The sequence below is a fragment of the Rhizobium sp. P38BS-XIX genome, assembly GCF_012641435.1.
Classification (GTDB): domain Bacteria; phylum Pseudomonadota; class Alphaproteobacteria; order Rhizobiales; family Rhizobiaceae; genus Rhizobium.
The window spans coordinates 89,358-113,413 of record NZ_JABAIJ010000014.1 but is presented as its reverse complement, the minus strand read 5'-3'; the positions used below and the strand labels follow the sequence as shown (position 1 = coordinate 113,413).

Sequence of the window (24,056 nt, the reverse complement as noted above, 5' to 3'; positions counted from 1 at the left end):
AATTGCGAGCGCCAATGGATGCATCGGCCGTGTGAGGTAGCACTCCTTCGCACGGCCGATGCATCCAGATCGGTCACGCCCCTGTTCCCTATGACGCGGATCGTTCGAAACTCCGATCCAGGTACGGGCGAAGCAGCGCCAGGTGCATTCGAATAAGGTCGGCGAGGATCAACTCGCGCCGTTCTCTGCCGCCGGCCGCCACCTGCGTCAGACAGGGATGGCCCGTTTCAAGCACGATTTCTCCAAGACGCAGCGCCGTTGCCCGATCAAGCGCCGGGTTCACTGCGCAATACCAGTCTGCATGGAATTCGACGATGGTGCCGTCGTGTTGCGAATCGAGCCGTCGTAAATCCTTGTTGCTGCGCATCGCCTCCAGAACCGGCACAAGATTTCGGTTGTCGATATAGATCGACGCAATGGTTCGCGTGAATTTTGAGAAATCATCCGCAAAGGCGCCCCAGTCCGTTGCTGGAGGTCTTTCTCTCATTTCGTCATGAAACGCCTGGAAAGCCCCAAGCCACCGCCGCGCCAGCTCGACGATAATCGCCTCCTTGTTCGGATAATATTGATAGAGCGAACCGACGGACAGGCCAGCGCGTCCGGCAATGGATATCGTGCTCAGCGATTTGAACCCTTCGTCACGCATCAGGTCGCGCGCCGCCGCCAGGATGCGCTCGACCATGTCCTGAGAGCGTCCCTGCTGGGGCTTTTTTCGCGGCTCGACGGTGCGCGTTCTTCTTCTGGGTTTCTTCTCAGTCTCGTCCATTCGCCGGCGCTGCCTTGCCTCAACCACTGCTTCGTTCTCACGAAAATATGACCCAAACCCCCGTCTTGACAAACACGAATTATTATTCGCATTGTGACGCCGGGGCGACGACCTCGACAAAGCGTCGATGGTCATCGAGGGGATCAGTCGCCGGTTTCGGCCGGCATCCATCAAAACACAAGGAGGAGAAACCGTATGACCGGTTGCAAGCTCGGGCGCCCGCGGGGCACCCGTCACCATTTAGGCAGATGGCTGACTATCATCTTCGCAGGTACGTCACTGCTGACATCCTACCAGGCCTTCGGGCAGGACGATCCCGGCATGCCCAAATCAGCAGCCGAAGCATCGACCATCGAACAGCAGGACGCCCTGCCGCTTACAAGCCTTTACGAGGCTCCGGAGACGCTCAAGAATACCAAAGCGGGAGATCTGCTGCGCAAGGAGGCCTTCGATGGTTACACCTTGCCGCCCGGAGCAAGCGCAACACGCATTCTCTATCACTCGACCGATGGCCATGGCGCCGATGTCGCAACCTCGGCAGTGGTGCTTGTTCCGGCAGGGACTCCGCCGGCCGGGGGTTGGCCAATTATTGCCTGGGCGCATGGCACCAGTGGAATGGCGCGCGCTTGCGCACCCTCCCTGATGAAGGATGTCTATTACGGCCAGGATCTCGCAAACCTGCTGAAAGGCGGCTTCGCTATCGTCGCCACTGACTATCATGGTCTGGGGACCAAGGGCCCACACCGTTACATGGACAAGGCCGCCCAGGCCGACGATGTGATCTACTCCGTACCGGCTGCGCAGGCGGCGGTTTCGACACTTGGCAAGGACTGGGTCGTCGATGGTCATTCGCAGGGCGGCCTTGCTGCATGGGGTGTTGCGGAACGTCAGGTCGAACTCAAGGATCCGACGTATCGCGGCGCGATTGCCGTTGCAGGCGCAGTTCACCTGCCCCGCCTGCTCGACCATCCCGAGGAAGCCAAGGGGGCCGGGTTCTATTTCTCCTGGCATGCCTACGCCGTGCAAACGCGCTACAAGGATTTCAAAGCCTCGGACATGCTTTCGAAGATCGGCATGCAGCATTATGAGGACGCGACGTCAAACGGTTGCTGGCTCTATGGCTATGCCAGCTATCTCGGTGTCGACGACGTCGCCATGTTGAAACCCGGCTGGAGCAAGAACAAGTGGGTCTCGAAGTTCTATCGGGAAGAGACCGCCGGGTTCAAGCCGATCCAAGGGCCTATCCTCGTGCTGGCCGGCGAGGACGATCATTCCGTTCCCATCGCCGGCATCAAGGAAGTCGTCGAGCGTGCCTGCAAGAACAAGCAGTCCGTCACCTTCAAATCCTATCCCGGACTGGACCATGATCCAACCATGAGCGCATCGGTGCCCGATCAGCTTGACTGGATCAGGGATCGACTGTCGGGGAAATCACCCAGCCCGAATTGCGCAAACTAAGCAAGCGGCAACAGCCTGTAACTTGGGAAAAGATGTATTGGCCGGCAATGGACGCCGGCCAATATGAAGATATGGGATTGCTCTCGATCACGGGCGAATAATCCGTCATTCAATGCAGGAAGGCGCCGGCCGGATAGATATTTCGCTGGCGGAACACCAGGATCATCATCATGGCCTGCTGAAGCAGGACGCTGGCGGCATCGAGCTGCTCCGCCTTCATTTCGTGTGCAAGGCTTTGAATCGCGAAAACCAGGCTTTTCGAATTTTCGACATAGGCGCGATGGCCCTCCGCCGAAGCCTGAACCGAGCTCTCCTCAAGGGCCCTGGCAACGGTCGTCAGCATTTCCTGGCGTTCGTCGAAGTTCATTTCATTGAGCGACATGAGTTCTATCATGACGGATTTCCTTCTGGTTCGAGGCGGGATACGGTTTCGCCGATGCGAACCGGTAATCGTGGTCGCTGCACCTCGCGAAACGACGGGCTTCGCGAGGTGCTTGTCCTCTAGTGCGCACCGGCACCTGCTCCCGCCTTGGGCCTCTGAGCAAAAAGAACGGAAACGGCGGCGATCGCCAAAAGGACGCCGATGACGGCAAAGGTGTCGCTGAACCCCATGATCAAGGCTTGGCGCTTGACGACGCTGGCGATGGCAAGAACGGCTTTCTGCGTGGCGAGCGTGGGATCGGAGACACCATGCGACTGGAAGTATCCGGCCATCCGCTCGATACGGGTCCGCACTTCATCGCGAGCCAGCGTGACGGATTGGCCGATGATGTTCGAATGAAACTGCTCGCGCTTGGTCAGCACCGTGGACAAGGTCGCGGTGCCGACGGCGCCGCCGAGGTTGCGCAGCATGTTCGTCAGACCCGAGGCGGCAGCGGCATCCTTGGGGGCGATGAGGCCCGTGGTGATCGCCGTGATCGGAGTAATGACCATGGCCTGGCCTATGGCGCGCACGATGTTGGGGATCCAGAACTGATCGCCCGCTGTATCGGCCGATAGCGTCACATTCATGAAGCAGCTGATCGAGAAAATCGCGATGCCGAGAAAGGCGATGTAGCGGACGTCGAAGCGCTTCATCAGCATCGGTATGGCAGGGATGAGAATGAGCTGCGGCAGGCCCGTCCATGCCAGCACATTGCCGATCTGCTCGGCGTTGTAGCGCTGCACCTGGCCGAGATACTGCGGCAGGATATAGACCGAGCCGAACAGTGCAAAGCCGACCAGAACATTGGCAAGCACGCCAATGGAGAAATTGCGCTGCCTGAACAGGCTAAGCTTCACCAGCGGCTTGGACACCGTCAGCTCGATGATGATGAAGGCGCTGAGAAACACGAAGGCGATGACACTCAGACGCATGATGAAGGGAGAGGCGAACCAATCGTCCTTGTTGCCTTCTTCGAGCACGGTCTGAAACGCGGACAATCCGATGGCCATGGTGATGATGCCGGCCCAGTCACCCTCCTTCAGCAGGCGCAACTGCATGGGCTGCTTTTCCAACGTAGCGGCCAGCGCGACGACCATGATGGCGCTCGGGCCCGCATTGATGAAAAAGATCGTCTGCCAGCCGTAATTCTCCGTCAGATAGCCGCCGATCGTCGGGCCGATTGCGGGAGCAAAAGTGACCGACAGGGCAAAGATCGCAAGCCCAACAGGCTGCTGCGGCTTCGGCAGTTTCGTCAGTACCATGGTAAAGGCCATCGGGATGAGAATGCCGCCAGCAAAACCCTGCAGCCCGCGCATGGCGATCATCGAGCCGAGATCGTGCGTGAAAGCACACGCGATCGAGAAGATCGGAAAGAGGATCGCATTGGCGAGGATGTAATTACGGAACGAGAAGACCTGGCTGAAATAGGCGGTCAGGGGAATGACGACGATTTCGCCGATCAGATAGGAGGTCGAGATCCAGGCGCCATTATCGACGCCCGTGCCGATGCCGCCTTCTATGTTCAGCAGCGAGGCATTCGTTATCTGAATGTTGAGGATCGCCATGAAGGCGCCGATCATGCCGGCAAGAACGGCAATCCATTCCTTGGTGCCGGCGCGCTCCGGCGATGCGGCAGCCGGGACTGCCACCGGTTCATTTGCTGTAACAGTAGACATGACTTGGTCCTCCTGGACCTTCGCTCACTTGGCGCCTGTCGTTTTGTTGTCTGTCGCCGTCTTCGTATCGATGCTCGGCTGCACGGACATGCCCGGCCGCAAATCGCCTGACGCGACGCTGTCGGCATCGAGAGTGATCTTCACGGGGATGCGCTGAACGACCTTGGTGAAGTTGCCGGTCGCATTATCGGGCGGCAAAAGCGCAAATTCCTGGCCACTTGCGGGCGACAGGCTGTCGACGCGGCCGTGATAGACCTTGCCCGGGAACATATCGACTTCGATATCGACCGGCTGTCCGGCATGCACATCCGTCAACTGCGTTTCCTTGTAGTTGGCGACTATGTAGGCCGCCGCCGTGGGAACCACCGTCATCAGCTGGGTGCCGGCCTGGACATATTGACCGACACGCAGAGTGCGATTGCCGACGACGCCATCGACGGGCGCGACGATGGAGGCATAGGACACGTTGAGCTCGGCCTGATGCTCAACGGCGAGATCATGCAGCAGAGCGGCCTTCGCCTGGGCCAGTTCGGCCTTGAGGATATCGACCTGTTTGACGGCTCCGGAAAGCGCTGCCGTATCGCGCGCGGTCGTCGCATGGGTCACTCCAATTTGCGAGGCGGCCAGCTGGGCCGTCTGGACGGCGGCATAACCGTTCGTGGCAAGGCTCGCATAACGCTTGTCGTTCTGCTCCGCGAAGGTCACATTGGCGTTGTCGACATCGATCGTGGCGCGTGCCGCATCGATGACAAACTGCTGATTGTCGAGCGCTGCCTGTTTGCCGTCGAGCGTGGCTCTGGCGGCATCGACATCGGCCTTGGCCTGTTCCAGCGCCGTCGCATAATCGCGATCATCGATCTCGGCGAGCACCTGTCCAGCCTTGACTGGCTGGTTGTCGCTGACCAGAACCTTGCTGATGTACCCCGAAACCTTCGGAGCGATCGCACTGTTGTCGGCCTGAACATAGGCGTCGTCAGTCGAGATTTCGAAGCGGCCCGTGGTCCAATACTGCTGCCCTTCGTAAGCGGCGGCGGCAATCACAATCAACGCCGTGGCGCCGAAGAGCGTCTTCTTGACCCAGCGACGCTTGATTGGCTTGGCGGCCCCAGCCGCTTCGGCCATGTCTCTCGCCAGATCGCGCTGCTCTCTTGCGAGATCCTGTTGTGCAGCGTCCATCACGGTGCGTGACGGCGCCACAGCCTCTTCCGACGTCGCCGGCTCGGAAGGCTTGTTGGGATTGAGCGTGTGCAAATTCGAAACCATTGCGCTTCTCCTGTGATCGGCTGGTCAGAGCCAGCCTCAACACCTAGGTTGAGATAAAGGAAATTTATTGTTTTCCAAAATATGCTCAATCGGATTGAAGTCAACAAGAATTTGGAAAATTTTGATGGTCGAAAATAAGACCGCCTTTGGGAGCCGACGAGGTGCGAGGCCGATTGCGCTAGCGGAAATGCGGGAATGAGCAGTCGATATGGCGATGCGTGGCCGAATGGCGAACGTGAAAGCCGTTCGCCTTGAAGCGTCTTTTCAATAACTTACGCTACCTGAGGACTATTCGAACAGGAAAGGACTGCCGTCGATAATAGCGACCCTGCCCTTCCACCTTGAGCGAACGACGGAAAATGCGGGACGCAGCTCCTGGGGATCGCGGTCGCCTTAAGCGGTTTCGGTATCCGCAGCGACCAGCAACTTGTCGATCCGCCTGCCATCGAGATCGACCACCTCGAACCGCCAGCCGTTTTTCGAAAAACTCTCACCGACATCGGGAAGATGGCGCAATTCCTGGAGCACGAAGCCCGCGACGGTTTGATAGTCGCGGTCGTCTTCGACCTGAAATCCCATGAAGTCGGAGAATTCGTCGATCGGCATCCAGCCGGAGACGAGATAGCTGCCATCCTGGCGGCGGACGATTGCCTGCTCGCCGCCGACATCGGCTTCCTCCTGAACCGCCCCGATGATCGCCTCCAGGATATCGCCCGACGTGATGACTCCTTCGAAATGGCCGTATTCGTCGTAGACGAGCACCATGTGCGATGAAGAGCGGCGCAGCGCCTTGACGATATCAAGTGCGCCTGAAAGATCCGAAACGATCGGCACCTGTTTCGCCATGGCCAGGATATCGACCTGTCGGCCCGATGCCACGGCGTCGAAGAAATCTCGCGTCACCAGTACGCCGACAATCTCGTCGGAGCTGTTCTTGCGCAGCGGCAACCGTGCTTTCTCCGTCCGGCGCAACTGGTCGCGGACCTCTTCGAAGCTGTCTTCGATATCAATGACTTCGACATCGCGGCGCGGCGTCATCAGGGCTCTCGCATTACGATCCGCCAGCCGCATGACGCCTGAAATCATCGCGGATTCCTCCGTCGCGATCACGCCTGCACTATGAGCTTCGGCGAGAACTGTCCTGATTTCCTCATCGCTGACGCCATCGCTCGCCTTACCGGATTGACCGAGCGCCCGCAGCACCAATCGGCCCGAAAAATCCAGGAGCCAGACCAATGGCGCCGCGGCACGCGACAGAAAGATCATCGACGGAGCAACCTTGCTCGCAACAGTCTCAGGGGCACGAAGCGCGATCTGCTTTGGCACCAGCTCTCCGATGATCAGGGAGAGATAGGTAATGGCGACAACGACGGAGCCGACGCCGAGCGCATCGGCCGCGGCAGTCGAGAGGCCTTGCGTGGCGAGCCAGCCCGACAATCTCGCACCAAGCGTAGCACCCGAAAATGCACCTGAGAGAACACCGACAAGCGTAATGCCGATCTGAACCGTGGAGAGAAACCGGCCGGGTTCTTCCGAAAGCCGGATCACCATGGCAGCACCCCTGCTTCCCTGATCGGCGAGAACTTTCAAACGGGCGGGTCGCGAGGAGACGATCGCCAGTTCCGACATGGCAAGCACGCCATTGAGAATGGTGAGGACGATAACGATGGAGATTTCGAGAAGCAAAGCTGGCCCTTTTTGTGTTCACCGCAAAGATAGGTTGCAGGAACCACAAAAACCAGTTTCACCGGCGGCGATTTACCGCTTGTTTTTAAATGAGCGCCGGCATGACGTCCCGGCTGATCTCTTCCATGACCTCCCGCGCCGGTCTGCTTTTGGATGTAAGGTTGAAGGCCACATGATGGATGCCCGCTTCGCGCATGGCCGACAGGGCATCGATCAGCCCTCGCCTGCCGGTCTTGCCGCCAAGGTTCACCTCTTCATAGGGAGCGTCCGGCTTTTCGATCAACTCCAGGACCATGGATTGTCCGAAGCCGCGAAACTCCGTGGTGACCTTGGCCTGGGCGTTCTGCCAGAGGCCAAGCCGGTCCTTCTGCACAGCGAGGGGGCGATAATAGGTCATCCAGGCGGAGGCATGGCGCGCGATCCACTCAAGCGATTGCGATGACGATCCGACGGCAACCATCGGGATTCCGGCCTGCGCCTGATGCGGTGTTATCGTGAACTCCTTCCGTACGCGGCCGTCCTCGCCAGTGACCTGTTGTTCCGATCCGATCGCGGCGGCAATTCGGTCCCATCCCGCTTGGAAGATGGATTTCCGATTTTCGATGTCTCTTCCGAACACTTCATACTCCGTTGGCCGGTCGCCGGAACCAAGGCCCAGCATAAAGCGGCCTTTTGACAGGGCTGCCATGGATAGCGCAGCCTTGGCGATATGAAGCGGATGCCTCAGCGGAAGCACGATTGCGCCCGTCGCCAAGGCGATCCGGGATGTGCTTGCGGCCAATGCTCCGAGGAAAACCCAGGGATCGGCATGCCCTATCGGATCGGGATAAGCATCGCTGTTGAGAGGAACATCCCTGACCCAGAGCGCCTGCAGACCCAAATCGTCCGCATCTCTGGCGACGCTCAGCTGCGTATCGAACTGCACGTCTGCACGCGTTCTTTCCTGCGCCGGCAACACGATACCGAAAGAAAGTCGATCTGGATGAAACAGCACGTCACGCCCTGTAATGGATTGCCTTGTCAAAGGAGATAGGGACGTTTGCCGTTCTGAAAAAGATCCGTCTGCTGTTTAGCTCGCCCGGAATTTCGGGCGAGCTGGGCTCTACTGATTGGCGATAACTCGCTAAAACCGGTCGTTACGGCAGTTAGCCGGCCGCGACGCATTGCTTGACAAAGTCCCGCAGCGCCTTCTTTTCCAGACCCTTGGTCGTGCCTTCGTCATGGCAGGTCTTGCGTTTCGCGAGAATTGGATACTTCTGCTGCAGGCAGCTCTTGACCGAATCCTTCCGAGCCTGGCCCTTCAGTCCCTGCCCGACAGCATCCTGCCGGCAGGCCTGCCGCGCCGTCTTGATCTCATCCTTCGATGGCATGGCCGTGGCCGATGTCGAGGTTGACGGCGTGGTAACGGGTGCCGGAGCGGCCGTTGTCGCAGGAGTCGTCGTTTGTGCGAAAACCACCGTCGTCGAGCATAGAGACAACAGAGCGGCAGCCGTCGCGCATAGAAACTTGCTGGTCATTGGCATATCCTTTTACCTGAAGGCCATTCATGTTCAAGCCGTCGGCCTTCATCGAGACCGACGTTCTTCTTGAACGACGACGACAGGCCGATCCGTCGCTGGCATCACCAATAAATTGCCATTGGATATCCGCAGCCCTACGACTTTCGATCCGACAAAAGCGCCCAGAACGCAAAAAGCGGCGTGTCCGCCGACCGCATGGTATGCCTGATACCGGGCGGATTATAGAAAGATCCGCCAATACCGGGGCGGAACCACTCCGATGTTCCATGCTGGAACTCGCCTTGCGACAGTACCAGATAGACTTCCTCCGGTGCATGATCGTGATCGGGATAGCGAACATGCGGTGCCATAAGGGAAACCCCGATCCAGACGTCGCTGCGCTCCTCCAGGCCGCCAGGCCCGACGATCATCGCATTGGCATGCCCCTCGGCGAAATTTTCGCTCGCGGTCCCCGATGCATCCTGACGCCGACGCCAGATCAACAGAGGTTCGATCGCCTGAAACCGTGCCCTCATCGCTTTCAACGGATCGGAGAAGGCCGCCATCGCAAGAGCCGTTTCAAGGTGCACGCAGGCGGGAAGCCGGCTTCCCTGGCCGAGCCGCTGTTCTCCCGGCTCCTCCAACCTTGAAAATATCTCCGATAGCGATCGGCGCGCTTGCGTATCGACCGCATGATGCTCGAACGCAGCGGATGCCGCCGCGATGAATAGCTGTAGCTGGTCGCTGCGTTCTGCCATCTCTATTCCCCGCCTTTGCGCTTATGAACACAGGATTTTCGAGCTTCACAGATCCTTGGCGATCCGCAGACCATCATAGATCGCGGCATGCGTATTGCGGGCGGCGACCGCGTCGCCGATCCGGAATAGCTGGTATTTGCCCTCTGCGTTGCGCGTGACCGACTGAGGCTCGCCCGCCAGAAGCTGATCGTAAGAGGTCTCGCCGAGATTTTTCGAATGAGGTTTCAGCTCGAAATAGAGTTCGTCGAGCGGAATGGTGCCGTGATTGATGACGATCTGGTCCACAACACGTTGCTTGGAGACGCCGCCATAGTCACTGCCGACATTGGCAATGATCTGATTGCCTTGCTTTTCCGCCGATTCCAGCCGGAACGTCACGGTGAAGGTCGCGTCGAGCTTTTGCAGCGAGCGCATGTAGGGAACGAGGTTCATCGCCATGACTTCCGGCGCGAACGACCGGTCCGGCGTCATGATCTCGACCTTTGCGCCGGACTTGGCGATGAGTTCGGCGGCCTGCAACCCGGCATTGTCGCCCGCATCATCGAAGATCAGAACGTTCGTCCCGGGCTTCACATCTCCGGAAATGATGTCCCATGAAGAAACGACCAGCTCGTTGCCCTTCGTCAACACATCGGTGTGCGGCAAACCGCCGGTCGCAATGACGACCACATCCGGTTGCTCGGCAAGAACAGTGTCGGCGTCCGCCCAGCTGTTGAAATGGAACGTCACGCCATGTTTTTCGCACTGGCGCATGCGCCAGTCGATAATGCTGATCATCTCGCGCCGACGCTCGCTCTGCGCCGTCAGGCGGATCTGGCCACCCGGATTGTTGGCAGCCTCGAAGACGACGACCTCGTGACCGCGCTCGGCGGCGACGCGGGCCGCTTCAAGTCCGGCCGGGCCGGCGCCGACAATGACGATCTTTCGGCGCATATCGGTCTTCTCGACCACATGCGGCATGGTCTGCTCGCGACCGGTCGCAGGATTGTGGATGCAGAACGCCAGTCCGCCCTGGTAGATGCGGTCAAGACAGTAATTCGCGCCGACGCAGGGCCGGATGTCGTCCTCGCGCTTCTCCATGATCTTCCGCACGATGTGCGGATCCGTCATGTGCGCGCGCGTCATCCCGACCATATCGACCTTGCCGGCCGCGATGGCGTGGCGTGCGGTGGCGACATCCTGAATCTTGGCGGCATGGAAAGTCGGAAAATTGGTCGCCGCGCGCACTTCGCCTGCAAAATCCAGATGGGGAGCACTGGCCATGCCCTGGATGGGAATGACATCGGTGAGGCCGGGATCGGTATCGATGTGGCCACGGATGACGTTCAGATAGTCGATGAGGCCGCTTTCCTTCAGCATTCTTGAAATCGCGAGACCGTCGGCCTTGTCGGTTCCGCCGGGCAGACGCTCGTCGGCGGTGTAGCGAACACCGAGAATGAAATCGTCGCCCACCCGTTTTCGCATCGCCCTGAACACGTCAAGACAGAAGCGCATGCGGTTCTCGAGCGGGCCACCATAGGGGCCGTCGAGCTCATTGGTCAGCGGCGAGGCGAACTGATCGATCAGATGGCCATAGGCTTCCAGCTCCACACCATCCATGCCCCCGGCTTTCATGCGCTCGGCAGCATCGGCGAAATCCTTGACGATGCGCTCGATATCCCAGTCCTCGAGTTTCTTTGGGAAGGCGCGGTGGGCGGCTTCGCGATGATGCGAGGGCGCAACGACCGGAAGCCAGTCCCCCTTGTCCCAGCGTGTGCGCCGGCCAAGATGGGTCAGCTGGATCATGATCGCAGCCCCCTCTTCATGAACGGCATCCGTCATTTCGCGGATCCACGGAACGATCTCGTCCTTATAGGCAAGCAGATTGTTGAAGACGGGCGGACTGTCACGCGAAACCGCGGCAGACCCCGCCGTCATCGTCAGTGCCACCCCGCCTCTCGCCCTCTCCACCGTATAGGCACGATACCGTTCCTTCGGCATCCCATCATCCGGATAAGCCGGCTCGTGAGAGGTGACGATGATGCGGTTTCTGAGCGTCAGGTGCTTCAATTGAAAGGGCTGAAGGAGGGGATCGTTGGACATGTGCCGAGCTCCGGATTAGGTGGGCAGCCAAACGCTATGCATAATGTACATATGTGTCAATCTGCAAAACACTACCGTCCCTCAGCTTGACATATATGTACATTTCTATTGTGCCGGTAACGCCTATTTGCTAGGAAGCAGCATGGATCAGATATCGAATGACAGCGGCTGGCGTGGATCGCAGGAGGGATGGCTGGAGGCTGCCTACGAATCCTTGCTGGAATCCGGCGTCGATTCCGTCAAAATTCTGCCGCTCGCAAAGAGGCTCAATCTATCCCGCACCAGCTTCTACTGGTTCTTTAGGGATCGTGAGGAGCTTCTGGCCGCGCTCGTCGCGCGTTGGCGCGACAAGAATACCGGCGGCATCGTCAAGCAATCGGAGGCCTACGCGGAAACCCTCGCCGAGGCGATGTTCAACGTCTTCGATTGCTGGCTCGACGACAAGCTGTTCGACAGCAAGTTCGAGTTCGCGGTTCGCAGCTGGGCATTGCAATCAAATGAGGTGCTGACAGAAATTCGGGATGCCGACCGCATGCGCATCGAAGCGCTCGCGCGCATGTTCGTTCGTTTCGGTTACTCCGAAGATGCCGCCGATGTCCGGGCTCGGACGACCTATCTGGTTCAGATCGGCTACATCACGATGCAGTCGAAGGAAAGCATGGCGCTCCGCATGCAGCGCATCCCGGAATATATCGCCATCTATACGGGCCAGGCTCCGCAGCCACGCGAGTTCGATCGCTTTTGCGCGAGACATGGATACAAGCCCGGCTAGTGAAAGGCAGGCCATGAGCGTTCCCCTCACCATTGGCATTGTCGGCGGAGCCGGCTGGCTCGGTCGTGCGATCGCCGGTTCGATCCTCAATGCCGGCGTTGTCGAACCAGCCAATCTGACACTCTCCTATCGCCGAAGCCGGATCGAACAGTTCGGCGACAGTTTCTGGACCGAGGACAATCAGGAACTCGCCGATCGATCCGACATCATTATTGTCTCCGTTCGGCCTCAGGATTGGCCATCCCTGTCGCTCGATGCAAATGGAAAGCTGGTCCTGTCGGTCATGGCTGGCATACGCCTCACCGACCTCTGCGTACGTCACAACACCGACCGCGTGGTTCGAACACTACCGAACGCCGCCGCTGAAGTCTCCCGATCCTACACACCCTGGATCGCGTCCGGCGGCGCCACGGAAGAGGATCGCGCAGTTACCCGCGCAATCTTCGACGCCTGCGGCGAACAGGACGAGGTCGCAAGCGAACGAGATATCGATTATCTCACCGGGTTGACTGGCTCGGGGCCGGCGTTTCCGGCCCTGCTGGCTTCCGCGATGATGAACCACGCGATAGAGCACGGGATTGCCGAGACCGTCGCCCGCCGCGGGGTGGTGGCGACACTCACAGGCACCGGGCGCCTTCTCGAACAGCGCCCCGAATGTCCCGCCGACATCGTCAGAACCTTTCTCGACTATCGTGGCACGACCGCGGCAGCAATCGAGGAGATGCGCGCCAGCGGCTTTGATGCGGCCGTGCGCAATGGGTTGGAAGCAGCGTTCAAGGCGTCGATCAGCATGGGAGAGACGACCTGATCGTCTGAGAGGCTGCTAGGTGGGATAGACTGCAGACAACTTTGGCGCCCCGTTTGATGAATCCATACTGACCGGATAAGGGGCGGCTCCATCGGAATTTTTCCGATATTAGAAAAGAGTTGATTCTGCATCGGCAAATCGCCTGGTGATAGGCCACTCATGCCCTAATAATCGATCGCGCCTTCGGCATAGCCAATTCTTCTGCCGTACGCGCGACAGAGAAGCTTCCATAGACGGACACCGAGGCTCTCGCAGGGCTCCCGTATACCAGCTCATATCAAGCTCTCCTGCTACCCGTTATCAGACGTTTTTTAATTTGAAAATGCACATGCGTAGGGGATTGGGATGGGAGCAACGTGCAAACAAATTCGCCAAATCTCGGTGTATATTTAATAATATACACTTATTATAAGTCAGCTAACTTCTATATATACATACGTTTCGACTGTTTATAAAGTATAAATTGGCAAATTTCAAGAAATAAACCGTAAGATATCCAATCTAAATGATGTATTTTTGCATCTAAGACAATTTTGTGTCAGGAAATACATAGTTCCACGAAAATATTATGTTCCGAAGCTGCGTTCGTATCGCTAGCGTGCCCGTGGAAGCTGATGAGCTTTCGTTAAGAGGGAACCCCGGATCAGAGAATACAGCGGGTGGTCACCAGCCTCGTTTCGATCCGGTAAATCGATTGGAGAAAAAATGAATATCAAGAGCCTTCTTCTCGGCTCCGCTGCTGCGCTTGCAGCAGTTTCCGGTGCTCACGCTGCTGACGCTATCGTCGCTGCTGAGCCGGAGCCGTTGGAATACGTTCGCATCTGCGACGCATACGGTGCAGGCTACTTCTTCATCCCCGGCACGGAAACCTGCCTCAAGATTGGCGGCAAGGTTCGTACCGAAGGTCAGTGGTACGACGCGTACAACCCGAACAGCCGCCTGGGCACGCTTTGGCACACCCGCGCTGAACTCCGCCTGGCAACAGCAACCGACACCGAATACGGTCCGCTGAAGACCAACACCGAAATTCGTTGGGACTGGAACGACGGCAACAGCACCAAGACCAACCTGCTGCACGCCAGCATCAGCCTCGGTGGCTTCACCATCGGTAAGGAAGATTCCGAGTTCAACGTCTTCACCGGTTATGCCGGCGACGTTATCAACGACGACGTGGTCTATGACGGCCCGTACGAACTGAACCAGATCACCTACAACTACGACGCAGGCAACGGCTTCACCGCTGTTATCTCGCTCGAAGACACCAATTCCGGCGTCGGCGCAACCGGCTCGAACGGCGAAGACAGCTCCGATCACTACGCTCCTGACGTTGTTGCAGGTGTTGGCTACAAGGCCGGCAACTTCGGCTTCAAGATCGTTGGTGGTTACGACTCGATCGTTGAAGAAGGCGCTATCAAGGCTCGCGTAGACGCCGACTTCGGCGCATTCTCGGCCTTCTTGATGGGCGGCTGGAACACCGACGGCGACAAGCTCAACAAGTACGCTGGCGCAAACGGCGCTGGCGATGCATCTGGTATCGGCTGGGGTGACTGGGCTGTCTGGGGCGGCGTGAACGTTCCGATCAGCGAAAAGGTCAAGTGGAACCTGCAGCTCGCTTACACCGACTCCAAGATCTTCGCCGCTACGACGAACGTCACCTGGAACCCGGTTAAGAACCTGACCGTTCGCCCGGAAGTGTCCTACACCAACTGGGACTCCATCAATCAGGATCAGTGGTCTGGTATTCTTCGCTTCGAGCGGAGCTTCTAATCTGATCTGAACTAGACCTCCGATCAGAGTAAGGGAGAAGATCCGGTTTCCCTCCGGATCTTCTTTCTGTTTGGAGGCGTCAATAGCCGTGGCGGCGAACAGGGAACTCAGCGCTATGCAATGATGATGTCTTCCAGGAGACGCGCCGCCGCCAGCACTCGCTCGTCCTGATCCTTCGGTGCAGACAGCAGGAAACCAACCGGCATGCCGGCGCTGCCGGTGCCGCATGGCAGGGAGACACCGCACCAATCGAGAAAGTTGCCGATCAATGTATTGCGCAGCGTCTTGGAATTGACCTTTACGAACAATTCTTCATCCGCTTCCAATGGCGCGATCGGAGGCGCAACATGGGCAACGGTGGGATAGGCGATGAATTCGTTTGGCCCAAACATGGACGTCACCTCCCTGATCAGCCTTTCCCGCACCTTCAGGATCTCGAGATATCCGACCAGACTGATGTTCTCGCCAAGCCGCGTCCGTGCAACGACCCGTCTATCCATCGCCTCCGCTTCTGGCCCCGCCAGCCGGCGATGGTGAAGTGCGAAAGCCTCCGCGGTCACGAGCGGGCCGTGCTCGGCCATCACCTGAAAGAGTTCGTCGAACGCCGGAACGGCTGCACGCCTGATTTCGACGCCGGCAGCACTCAGGCGACCAAGCGCCGCCTCGAAGGCCTGCATCACACCATCCTCAACCTCATCCATGACGATATTGGTCGGCACGACGAGCGAAAGTGCGGCGCGGTCGCTGCGGATAATATCGGGGGCCGATCGGCCGCGCATGGCCGCGTCGATCCAGATAGCGTCCTGCACGCTTCGGCATAAAGGTCCGAGCGAATCGAGACTGGTTGCCAGCGGGAAGACACCGGACATGCTATAGCGACCCCTGCTGGCCTTATATCCGACGAGACCGTTTAAAGCGGCGGGAATGCGCACCGAGCCACCAGTGTCCGTACCGATCGACACCGGCACGAGACCGGATGCAACAGCGACTGCCGAGCCTGAAGACGAGCCGCCCGGGATGCGCGCAACGTCTGTCGATCGCGGATTGAGCGGCGTACCGTAGTGCGGATTAAGTCCGAGGCCGGAAAAGGCAAACTCGCTCATATTCACCCGGCCGATCGCCACCATACCCACGGCGTTCAGCGCCTTCACCACGTCAGCATCAGCGGCCGCCGGTTCATCATTGGCGAGCACGACCGATCCAGCCGTCGTTGGCAGGCCGGTGATAGCGAACAGATCTTTCCACGCCACCGGAATGCCTTCCAGCAATCCACGGGAGCGCCCTTCGCGTAGCCTTCGTGACGATGCAGCCGCCTCTTCTTTCGCGCGGACTTCCAGCAGCCGCGTAAAGATCGCTTGGTCACCATGGGCGCGGATTGCGTCCAAGCTCTCTTCGATGAGCGCGATCGGATCGAGGTTTCCAGACTGGATCAGCACCGATAATTGCGCGATCGATTTCCCGAGATGGGTCTGCGCCATGGATGCTGTTCCTTCGCTGTCGAAAACGTCAATGACGCAGCTTATACATCAAATACATCCATCCGCCGCCCGCATTCTGGAACGCAAGGCACTTCGATATCGCGCACCTGCGCGCCGCCGTTCTTCAGTCAGTCGTCTTGCCTGCATTCACGGGCGCGGGCGGCCTGGACGAACTCTCTCGAATCAATAGGTCCGGCTCGACCTGGATGATACGCGGCTCGGGAAGATCTCCATTGACGGCGATCAGCTCGATAATACGATCGACGGCCAGTTGCGACACGCGCTTCACATCGTAATCGACCGTTGAAAGCGGCGTGACGGCGAACTCGCCGAACTCGATATTGTCGAAACCCATGATGGAGATCTCGGCCGGAACCCTGATCCCGTGTTTGCTGCAATAACGCAGCACGCCGAGCGCCAGCGAGTCATTTGTGGCAAAGACGGCTGTAGGCTTGACCGACCGCTCCATGAGCGCCGCCATCGCCCAATATCCGTACTCTACGGAATGACCTTTTGGATCGACGAAAAGCTCGACATCGACGGCAAGCTCCGCCTCGGCATGTGCCTGCATGTAACCGGTTTGCTTTTCGGTATTGCCGAGAATGACGGCGCCGTCGATAAGGGCGATCCTCTTGTGGCCGATCGCGATCAGATGGCTGACGGCCTTGTAGGCGCCGTTCTGCTCGTCCATCGACACCGCATCGATGCCGGCATTGGGATCGCCGACGAGAAGTACGACCGGATAGTTCCGTCTGCGCAGCTGCCTGATGTGATCGAGGCTACGATGGCTGCAGGGAAAAATCAGCATGCCATCGGCACGGCGCGTGCTGAACACTTCGATCATCCGCATCTCCTCCTCGATATTGTTGTTCGAGGTGGCGAGCAGCGTCGTATAGCCATTGCGGGCCAGCGCCAGTTCGATGCTCTGGGCGACATGCGTCAGCACCGGGTTTTCAAGATCGGTCAGGATCAGGCCGATCGACTTGGTCTCCTTTGCCACCAGCGAACGGGCGACATCATTGGGCAGATAGTTGAGCTGTTCGGCGACCTGCTTGATCAGCTTTCGCGTTTCCAGCGGAATGCGCGGACTGTCACGCAGGGCAAGCGAGACGGTATTCACGGAAAAACCTGTCCGCTCAGCCACATCCTTCAGCCGCGCTACAGGTTTTCCCATGATCTTCTCCGCTCTCTATCAGGCCGATTGCCGCTGCTTGCGCAGCTCGGCAATCGCCTTGAATTGCAGGCAATCGGGATGCATTTCCATCAATTCGATCCGATTGCCGTCAGGATCTTCAATCCATGCCTGCCGATTGCCGTCAAGTCCCTGCTTTATCTCTGCCGTCAGCTTGATGCCTGCAGCCTTGATGCGTTCGGCGGTAGCGTCGAGGTCCTCGATGATGAAGCACATGTGATTGACGCCATTGGCGTTCCAACCGGGCGCACGATCGTTCTCGGCACCCGGAAAGATTTCCAGATACTGATCGTCGGTAATGCGAAGATAGACCAGCCAGGTACTGCCATCCTCGTTTTTCAGTCGCAGCATCTCCGGAAACTGAAGACGCTCCCGATAGAAATCGAGCGACGCGTCGAGATCTTTCACCTTGATGGCGACGTGACCGATACTGGTAATTCCACGCATTGATTGTTCCTCTTCCCGTTCAAGCGCCGAAGATTATTTTCGGCGGGTCAATGATAACGATAATACTACCTATGATTTTACCCACTATCCTGCTGTAGCCGGCGACATCGCCTCTGCTTAAATCAATCCCATGCAGGACCCCAATCGGGGTTGATCGAGCGCGCGCCGGGTAAAATCCCGTCGATTGCGGCAAGCTCTTGCGGCGTCAAGCGCAGTGCCGTTGCCGCAAAGTTGGACCGGATGCGCGCGGCTTGTCCCGATGTCGGAATAGCCGCATAGCCTTTGGCCAGCTCATAGGCGATTGCTATCTGCTCTTCGGTCGCGTCGTGACGGCGTGCTATCGGCGCAAGAACGGGATGACCCGAAACGCGACCCTGAGCGATCGGCTGATAGCAAGTGACAAGAATATCGTTTTCCAGGCAGTATCTCGCAATCTTATTGTTCAAAAACAGTGGATTAAGCTCGATCTGATTAGCAGCGATGAGACCTTCTCCAATCAACTTCTTCGCCTCCTGCAGAAGCGCGATAGTGAAATTCGACACCCCGATCAGCCGCGTAAGGCCAAGCGATTGCGTTTCGACAAGCTGGTGCATGTAGGTCGCCAGCGGTATCTGGCCGTTCGGAGCGGGCCAATGGATCAGGCACATATCCACACGATCGACACCGATATCGTCCAGGCTACGCCTCAGCGACGGAACGAGTTTTCCCTCGGCGAGATTGTCCGTCGAAATCTTGGTCGTGATGAAAACCTCGTCACGGTGCAGAGCGCTACGTCGCACCGCTTCACCGACACAAGGCTCGCTACCATAAGTCTGCGCAGTATCGAGATGCCGATAGCCGGTTTCCAGCGCCGTCAGGATCGACGCAATTCCAGCCTCTCCGAGCCTGCCATATGTCCCGAAACCGATCTTCGGTATTTCTGCGGCATATCGATTGGAATTCATCGATTCTCCCCTTATTTTGCGGTCGCGAGAGCCATTTCGCAGCGCAAAACATAAGCAATCGTCAATCTGCGCGCTTGACGCATCTCGTATCGCATGCCAGTATTATCGTTAATATGATTTTGACGCAAGAGGCCTTCTTACAACCAGAAGGGCGACGAGATCAGGGAGGAAAGAATGAAGCTACGATGGAGCCGTCTATCGCCGCAGATCGCCTTGGCTCCCGCTGCGGCCGTCACACTCGTTGCATTTGCGGGTTCTATTGTCTGGACAATCTATATTTCTTTCACGCAAAGCCGCCGTTTGCCGGACTATGCGATCGATTGGTCCGCTCCCTTCCGCCAATATCAGCGGCTTTACTATGACATGGGCTGGCACATTTCGCTGTCCAACCTCGTCATCCTCGCCATTGGAAGCGCTCTTGCCATCGTTTTCGGCTTCATTCTGGCCGCCATGATCGAGCGGGAGCGACGCGGCGAAGATGCCTTTCGGACCGTTTTCCTCTATCCGCTGGCGATATCATTGATCGTCACCGGCGTTGCCTGGCGCTGGATTCTCAATCCGCAGCTCGGGCTTGAGAACTTTCTGCATCAGATCGGACTGACCGGAATCAGCCTCAACTGGCTGGCCAGCGGCGATACGGCGATTTACGCGATCATTCTCGCATCCATCTGGCAAAGCTCGGGCTTCTATATGGCGCTGATGCTCGCTGGCTTGAAGGCGATCAACACCGAGATATGGAGTGCCGCCCGGCTCGATGGTGCAAGTCTCTGGAAGGTCTATCTCGAAATCATCATTCCGATGATGAAGTTCACGTTTCTGACCTGCGCCATCCTTCTGTCGCTCGGCGTTATCAAGGCTTACGATATCATCGTTGCAATGACCAATGGCGGCCCCGGTCAATCGACCTGGATGCCAGCCTATTTCACGATCAACGCCCTGACGGCCAAGAACAATCTCGGCTATGCCTCGGCAGCCGCTTCCCTGATGCTGGCGATAACCGTCGTCATCTTTCTGCCGCTCGTTCTTCTCGTCATCTGGCAGCAGCGCGGCGCGCGCAAGGCAGGTCGTGCATGAGCAACGTCAACCCCTTGCAGCTTGCGACGCCTTCCGCCAAGCCGGCTCTGCGGGCCAAGTCGAGCGCCGGCACTGTGGTCATGCATCCAAGGCGAAAGAAGCGCATCAAAGCCAGGTCGATCGCAGTTCTCGTTTTCCTCACGATGGCGGCGCTGTTCTTCTGCGTGCCGCTCTATGTACTCATCGTCACATCCTTCAAGACGATGGATCAGATCCGCGAGGGCGCGATCTTTTCTCTGCCGCATACCTGGACGCTTCAGCCCTGGGATTATGCCTGGAATCAGGCCTGTTCCGGCCTGACCTGCACAGGCTTGAAGGGCGGCTTTCTCAATTCGATCAAGATCCTAATCCCGTCGCTGATTGCCTCCATCGCCATTTCTTCCGTGACAGGATATGCGCTGGCCATGTGGAATGTCCGCTGGGCCGGGACGTTTCTGTTCATCCTGTTCCTATGCGCCTTCGTACCGTTCCAGATCATCATGTATCCCTTGATCATCATTACGGTTAACCTCGGCATCTATGGATCGATATGGGCCGTTGCCTTCATTCATACTATTCTCGCCATGCCGGTCCTGACGTTGATCTTCCGGAATTATTATAAGGATATACCGGCTGATCTCATCAAAGCCGCGATCATGGATAGTGGATCGTTCTGGCGGATCTTCACAGAGATCATCCTGCCCATGTCGGGCAATATCCTGATCGTCGTCCTGATCATGCAGATTACCAGCATCTGGAACGACTACCTGATCGGCGTGACGTTCGGCGGTCTCGGCGCCGCGCCGATGACGGTCAACCTCGCGAACATGGTGACGGTGACAACTGGCACCGCATCCTACAACTCGAATATGGCGGCAGCGCTGCTGACAGCCATCCCACCGCTCTTCATCTATTTCGTACTCGGCAAATTTTTCGTCCAGGGCATTTCTGCAGGCGCCATCAAAGGCTGACCGGACGGATCAACGGAGGACTGCATGCCCAGCGTCTCGTTCGACCATATCGTCAAGAAATACGGCGAGCTCACCGTGCTCGACGATTTGAATCTTTCGATCGAGGACGGCGACTTCCTCGTTCTTCTCGGTCCCTCAGGCTGCGGCAAGACCACGCTCCTCAATCTGCTGGCCGGTCTCAACGACGTCTCGAGCGGGCAGATCATGATCGGGTCGCGCGATGTCACCGATCTCGATCCGAAGGATCGCGGCCTCGCCATGGTTTTCCAGTCATATGCGCTCTATCCGACCAAGACGGTCAGAGGAAACCTGAAGTTTGGACTTTCGGCCAGCCGCCTACCTAAGGAAGAGGCTGAAAAGCGGATCGCATGGGCTGCCGACATGCTGCAGCTCGGACCGCTGATGGAGCGCAAGCCGGCGCAGCTTTCCGGCGGTCAGCGCCAGCGCGTTGCCATCGGCAGGGCTCTGGTCAAGCATGCGGATGTCCTGCTCTTTGACGAACCATTGTCCAATCTCGACGCGAAACTGCGCACCGAGATGCGAATGGAAATCAAAAAGCTGCACGAGACGCTCAACCCGACCGTTGTCTACGTCACCCATGACCAGATCGAGGCCATGACCATGGCGACAAAGATCGCCATCATGAACGGCGGCGAGATCCAGCAGTTCGGATCGCCCGACGAAGTCTATGAAAACCCCGCCAATCTGTTCGTTGCCAGTTTCATCGGATCGCCTGCCATGAACCTGTTCAACGTCGATATCGGCGTCGTCAATGGAGAGGTCGTCGGTACGTTTTCGACCGGCGAAACCATCGTGCTTTCCGCCTATCCGTTCGAACGACCGCCACAGGCGGGAGCAAAAGCCGTCGTTGGCCTGCGTCCCGAGCATTTCGCGCGACCGGAGGAGGCCTCCGGCGATACGGCGCTCGCAATCGAGGTGCCGGTCCGCACGGTCGAGCGAACGGGTTCGGACGCCATCCTGACCCTGAATTTTGCCGGCGGCCTGCTTGCTGTGCGGGCCGAACCGGACCGTGCCGCAGGCATGAAAGCCGGGCAGATGGTCCCCGTCCGCTATCCGAAATCCAAGATCAATCTCTTCGACGCCCAAAGCGGGCAGCGCATGTGACGTCCTTGTCATTTTTCATTGGGAGGAAAAATATGTTCAAGACGCTGAAACTAGGCATCGGTGCCGGAATGCTTGCCGCCGCTCTGGCGGCCTCTGCCTCGGCGGAAGATCTGGTGATTTATCAGGACTGGTCCTCGCCGGCCGAAGTGGCCGCACTCAATGTCCTGAAAAAGGCAGCGGCAGCCAAGGGGATCAACTGGATCGATATCAGCATTCCGCATGATACCGGCTCGAACGTCAATCTGCTCAATCTGGTGACCGGCGGCAACCCGCCCAACGTCTTTGTCGAGAACAGCCCCGGCGTCTATCGCGACTTGACGAAGATGGGTCTTGGCCATCCGTTGACCCAGCTTTTCACATCCATCGGCGCAGTCGACCACTTCCCCGCCGCAGTCAAGAAATCGATCACGGTTGATGGCGAATTGATGAAGATCCCGCTCGGCATCCAGATGGACGGCATGGTCTATTACAACATGGATGTCGCCAAGAAAGCCGGCGTCGATCCCACCAAATGGGATTCGCTGGATGCCATGTTCGCCGATTTTCCGAAGATCAAACAGGCGGGCTTCGTTCCGCTGGCGCTCGGTGCGCAGCAATGGCAGGTCGGCTATCTGATGCATGCGCTGGTCGCGACACTTGGGGGCCAGGACGTCTACACGAAAGTGTACGGCGAAAAACCGGACCGGACCGCTCTGGATTCGCAGACCATGCGCGATGTCTTTACCTGGCTGCGCAAGTTTCAGCAGGCGGCCGACCCAGGCTCGGTCAATCGCGATTGGAACATGACCACCAATACCGTCATCACCGGTAAGGCGCTGATGCAGATCCACGGCGACTGGATGAAGGGCGAGTGGGTCGCAGCCGGCAAACATGCCAATCAGGATTTCGGCTGCATCCCGATCCCCGGCGCCAAGGCCTATGCCGTCGGCGTCGATTCATGGGGTATTCTCGGCAATCAGTCGCCGGCCAAGGATAAGGCCGAACTCGATTTCGCCGCCACGATTGTCGATCCCACCGTCAATACCGATTTCGCGGCCGCAAAGGGGTCCACCCCCATCCGCAACGATGTCGACGTCTCCAAACTCGACGGCTGCTCCCAGGAAGTTCTAACGATGCTGAAGGATCCGGACAAGCAGGTGCAAAACCCGCATTCGATGACCGATGCCGATTGGCTAGCCGCCACCTGGGAAGTCGCCTTCAATTTCTGGAGCGATCCGTCCATGTCGGTCGACGACGCCATCAAGCAGCTCCAATCCGGTTACGACACGATCGTGCAGTGATCCTCCCAGAACTGCCGATCAGCGACCCGACCGAAATCGGGTCGCACAATTCCCCCAGGACCGAAAGGTATTCCCATGACCACCACCGTACTCGATGAAGACCGGGTCTTTCAGATCTGCTTCGTGACCGATGATGTCCAGAAATCCGCCAAGTGGTTTTCCGAGCTGACCGGAAAACCCGTTCCGCCGGAAGGCAAGGCAGCGGATCCTGAAGAGGCCCAGGCCATCTACAATGGTATGCCGGCAGCCGTCGGCTGCCGCATCATCATGTTCGAATTCGGCAATATCGATTTTGAATTCCTTCAGCCCGGGCCGGAAAAGAGCGCCTGGCGCGATCTGCTGGAAGCCAAGGGACCGGGCTGCCACCACATCGCGTTCAAGACGCGCAATCTGACAAAGAAGAATGCCTTTCTGGAAGCGCAGGGACACAGGCTGTTGCAGCGCGGCGAATTCCACGGCGGTCACGGCCGATATGCCTACTACGATACCTTGCCGCAGCTTGGCGCTCTCGTCGAACTTCTCGAGTTCGATGCCGATAAGGAGCCGCAGCCGTAAGCGAAGGGTTCGCCTGAGGAATTCCGCGCCCGGCAGCCAGTAAAGGCCGTAT

The 24,056-nt window shown here is 58.1% G+C and carries 23 protein-coding genes; 9 read left to right on the top strand and 14 right to left on the bottom strand.

Annotation, left to right across the window (positions count from 1 at the left end; all coding sequences use genetic code 11):
- Window positions 1–88: 88 nt before the first annotated feature.
- Window positions 89–901 carry a TetR/AcrR family transcriptional regulator gene (locus tag HGP17_RS30005; RefSeq protein WP_168814996.1) on the bottom strand — a complete coding sequence of 271 codons (813 nt, stop codon included), beginning with the start codon at window positions 899–901 and terminating at the stop codon, window positions 89–91.
- Between the two features lie 60 nt (window positions 902–961).
- Between HGP17_RS30005 and HGP17_RS30000 the strand changes: the two genes are divergently transcribed.
- Complete coding sequence (locus HGP17_RS30000; RefSeq protein ID WP_168814994.1) at window positions 962–2,224, top strand: alpha/beta hydrolase; 1,263 nt, start codon at window positions 962–964, stop codon at window positions 2,222–2,224.
- Between the two features lie 109 nt (window positions 2,225–2,333).
- Here the strand turns inward: HGP17_RS30000 and HGP17_RS29995 are convergent, their stop codons facing one another.
- The 9 genes from HGP17_RS29995 to HGP17_RS29960 form a co-directional block, all read right to left on the bottom strand.
- A complete protein-coding gene (locus tag HGP17_RS29995) occupies window positions 2,334–2,618 on the bottom strand; it encodes a hypothetical protein (protein WP_168814992.1) in 285 nt (94 codons plus the stop codon).
- A 107-nt stretch (window positions 2,619–2,725) separates the two neighbouring features.
- Window positions 2,726–4,324 carry a DHA2 family efflux MFS transporter permease subunit gene (locus HGP17_RS29990; protein WP_168814990.1) on the bottom strand — a complete coding sequence of 533 codons (1,599 nt, stop codon included), beginning with the start codon at window positions 4,322–4,324 and terminating at the stop codon, window positions 2,726–2,728.
- A 24-nt stretch (window positions 4,325–4,348) separates the two neighbouring features.
- Window positions 4,349–5,587, bottom strand: a complete 1,239-nt coding sequence (locus tag HGP17_RS29985) for an HlyD family secretion protein (protein ID WP_168814988.1) — start codon at window positions 5,585–5,587, stop codon at window positions 4,349–4,351.
- 393 nt (window positions 5,588–5,980) lie between these two features.
- The gene (locus tag HGP17_RS29980; protein WP_168814986.1) at window positions 5,981–7,273 is read right to left on the bottom strand and encodes a hemolysin family protein; all 1,293 of its coding nucleotides are present in this window, start codon (window positions 7,271–7,273) and stop codon (window positions 5,981–5,983) included.
- An 85-nt stretch (window positions 7,274–7,358) separates the two neighbouring features.
- Window positions 7,359–8,267 (bottom strand): TIGR03571 family LLM class oxidoreductase, encoded by a 909-nt coding sequence (locus HGP17_RS29975; RefSeq protein ID WP_168814984.1) that lies wholly within the window; start codon window positions 8,265–8,267, stop codon window positions 7,359–7,361.
- A 151-nt stretch (window positions 8,268–8,418) separates the two neighbouring features.
- Window positions 8,419–8,643, bottom strand: coding sequence for a PsiF family protein (locus HGP17_RS33840; RefSeq protein WP_246704291.1), 225 nt, complete (start codon window positions 8,641–8,643; stop codon window positions 8,419–8,421).
- Window positions 8,627–8,842 (bottom strand): hypothetical protein, encoded by a 216-nt coding sequence (locus tag HGP17_RS33835; RefSeq protein WP_246704290.1) that lies wholly within the window; start codon window positions 8,840–8,842, stop codon window positions 8,627–8,629. Before HGP17_RS33835 ends, HGP17_RS33840 begins: the two co-directional genes overlap by 17 nt.
- A gap of 85 nt (window positions 8,843–8,927) precedes the next feature.
- Entirely contained in the window at window positions 8,928–9,530 is a 603-nt protein-coding gene (locus HGP17_RS29965; protein ID WP_168814980.1) for a dimethylsulfoniopropionate lyase, read from the bottom strand.
- Between the two features lie 45 nt (window positions 9,531–9,575).
- Window positions 9,576–11,612: an NADH:flavin oxidoreductase gene (locus HGP17_RS29960; protein ID WP_168814979.1), complete on the bottom strand. Its 2,037-nt coding sequence runs from the start codon at window positions 11,610–11,612 to the stop codon at window positions 9,576–9,578.
- Between the two features lie 142 nt (window positions 11,613–11,754).
- Here HGP17_RS29960 and HGP17_RS29955 point away from each other — a divergent pair, with 142 nt between their 5' ends.
- The 3 genes from HGP17_RS29955 (at window position 11,755) to HGP17_RS29945 (ending at window position 14,959) form a co-directional block, all read left to right on the top strand.
- A complete protein-coding gene (locus HGP17_RS29955; protein ID WP_168814977.1) occupies window positions 11,755–12,384 on the top strand; it encodes a TetR/AcrR family transcriptional regulator in 630 nt (209 codons plus the stop codon).
- 13 nt (window positions 12,385–12,397) lie between these two features.
- Complete coding sequence (locus HGP17_RS29950; protein WP_168814975.1) at window positions 12,398–13,192, top strand: pyrroline-5-carboxylate reductase dimerization domain-containing protein; 795 nt, start codon at window positions 12,398–12,400, stop codon at window positions 13,190–13,192.
- A gap of 705 nt (window positions 13,193–13,897) precedes the next feature.
- Window positions 13,898–14,959: a porin gene (locus HGP17_RS29945; RefSeq protein WP_168814973.1), complete on the top strand. Its 1,062-nt coding sequence runs from the start codon at window positions 13,898–13,900 to the stop codon at window positions 14,957–14,959.
- Window positions 14,960–15,072: 113 nt separating this feature from the next.
- Here the strand turns inward: HGP17_RS29945 and HGP17_RS29940 are convergent, their stop codons facing one another.
- The 4 genes from HGP17_RS29940 to HGP17_RS29925 form a co-directional block, all read right to left on the bottom strand.
- Window positions 15,073–16,437 carry an amidase gene (locus HGP17_RS29940; protein ID WP_168814971.1) on the bottom strand — a complete coding sequence of 455 codons (1,365 nt, stop codon included), beginning with the start codon at window positions 16,435–16,437 and terminating at the stop codon, window positions 15,073–15,075.
- A gap of 124 nt (window positions 16,438–16,561) precedes the next feature.
- Window positions 16,562–17,611, bottom strand: a complete 1,050-nt coding sequence (locus HGP17_RS29935) for a LacI family DNA-binding transcriptional regulator (RefSeq protein ID WP_168814969.1) — start codon at window positions 17,609–17,611, stop codon at window positions 16,562–16,564.
- Window positions 17,612–17,629: 18 nt separating this feature from the next.
- Window positions 17,630–18,076, bottom strand: a complete 447-nt coding sequence (locus HGP17_RS29930) for a VOC family protein (protein ID WP_168814967.1) — start codon at window positions 18,074–18,076, stop codon at window positions 17,630–17,632.
- A gap of 122 nt (window positions 18,077–18,198) precedes the next feature.
- Window positions 18,199–19,020: an aldo/keto reductase gene (locus HGP17_RS29925; protein WP_168814965.1), complete on the bottom strand. Its 822-nt coding sequence runs from the start codon at window positions 19,018–19,020 to the stop codon at window positions 18,199–18,201.
- A 174-nt stretch (window positions 19,021–19,194) separates the two neighbouring features.
- Here HGP17_RS29925 and HGP17_RS29920 point away from each other — a divergent pair, with 174 nt between their 5' ends.
- The 5 genes from HGP17_RS29920 (at window position 19,195) to HGP17_RS29900 (ending at window position 24,004) form a co-directional block, all read left to right on the top strand.
- The gene (locus HGP17_RS29920; RefSeq protein ID WP_168814963.1) at window positions 19,195–20,094 is read left to right on the top strand and encodes a sugar ABC transporter permease; all 900 of its coding nucleotides are present in this window, start codon (window positions 19,195–19,197) and stop codon (window positions 20,092–20,094) included.
- Window positions 20,091–21,044, top strand: coding sequence for a carbohydrate ABC transporter permease (locus HGP17_RS29915; RefSeq protein ID WP_246704289.1), 954 nt, complete (start codon window positions 20,091–20,093; stop codon window positions 21,042–21,044). The genes HGP17_RS29920 and HGP17_RS29915 overlap by 4 nt, the downstream gene beginning before the upstream one ends.
- Before the next feature lie 24 nt (window positions 21,045–21,068).
- Complete coding sequence (locus tag HGP17_RS29910) at window positions 21,069–22,169, top strand: ABC transporter ATP-binding protein (RefSeq protein ID WP_168814961.1); 1,101 nt, start codon at window positions 21,069–21,071, stop codon at window positions 22,167–22,169.
- Window positions 22,170–22,201: 32 nt separating this feature from the next.
- Window positions 22,202–23,449 carry an ABC transporter substrate-binding protein gene (locus HGP17_RS29905; RefSeq protein ID WP_168814959.1) on the top strand — a complete coding sequence of 416 codons (1,248 nt, stop codon included), beginning with the start codon at window positions 22,202–22,204 and terminating at the stop codon, window positions 23,447–23,449.
- A 75-nt stretch (window positions 23,450–23,524) separates the two neighbouring features.
- On the top strand, window positions 23,525–24,004 hold the full coding sequence (locus HGP17_RS29900) for a VOC family protein (protein WP_168814957.1): 480 nt from the start codon (window positions 23,525–23,527) through the stop codon (window positions 24,002–24,004).
- Window positions 24,005–24,056 lie beyond the last annotated feature (52 nt).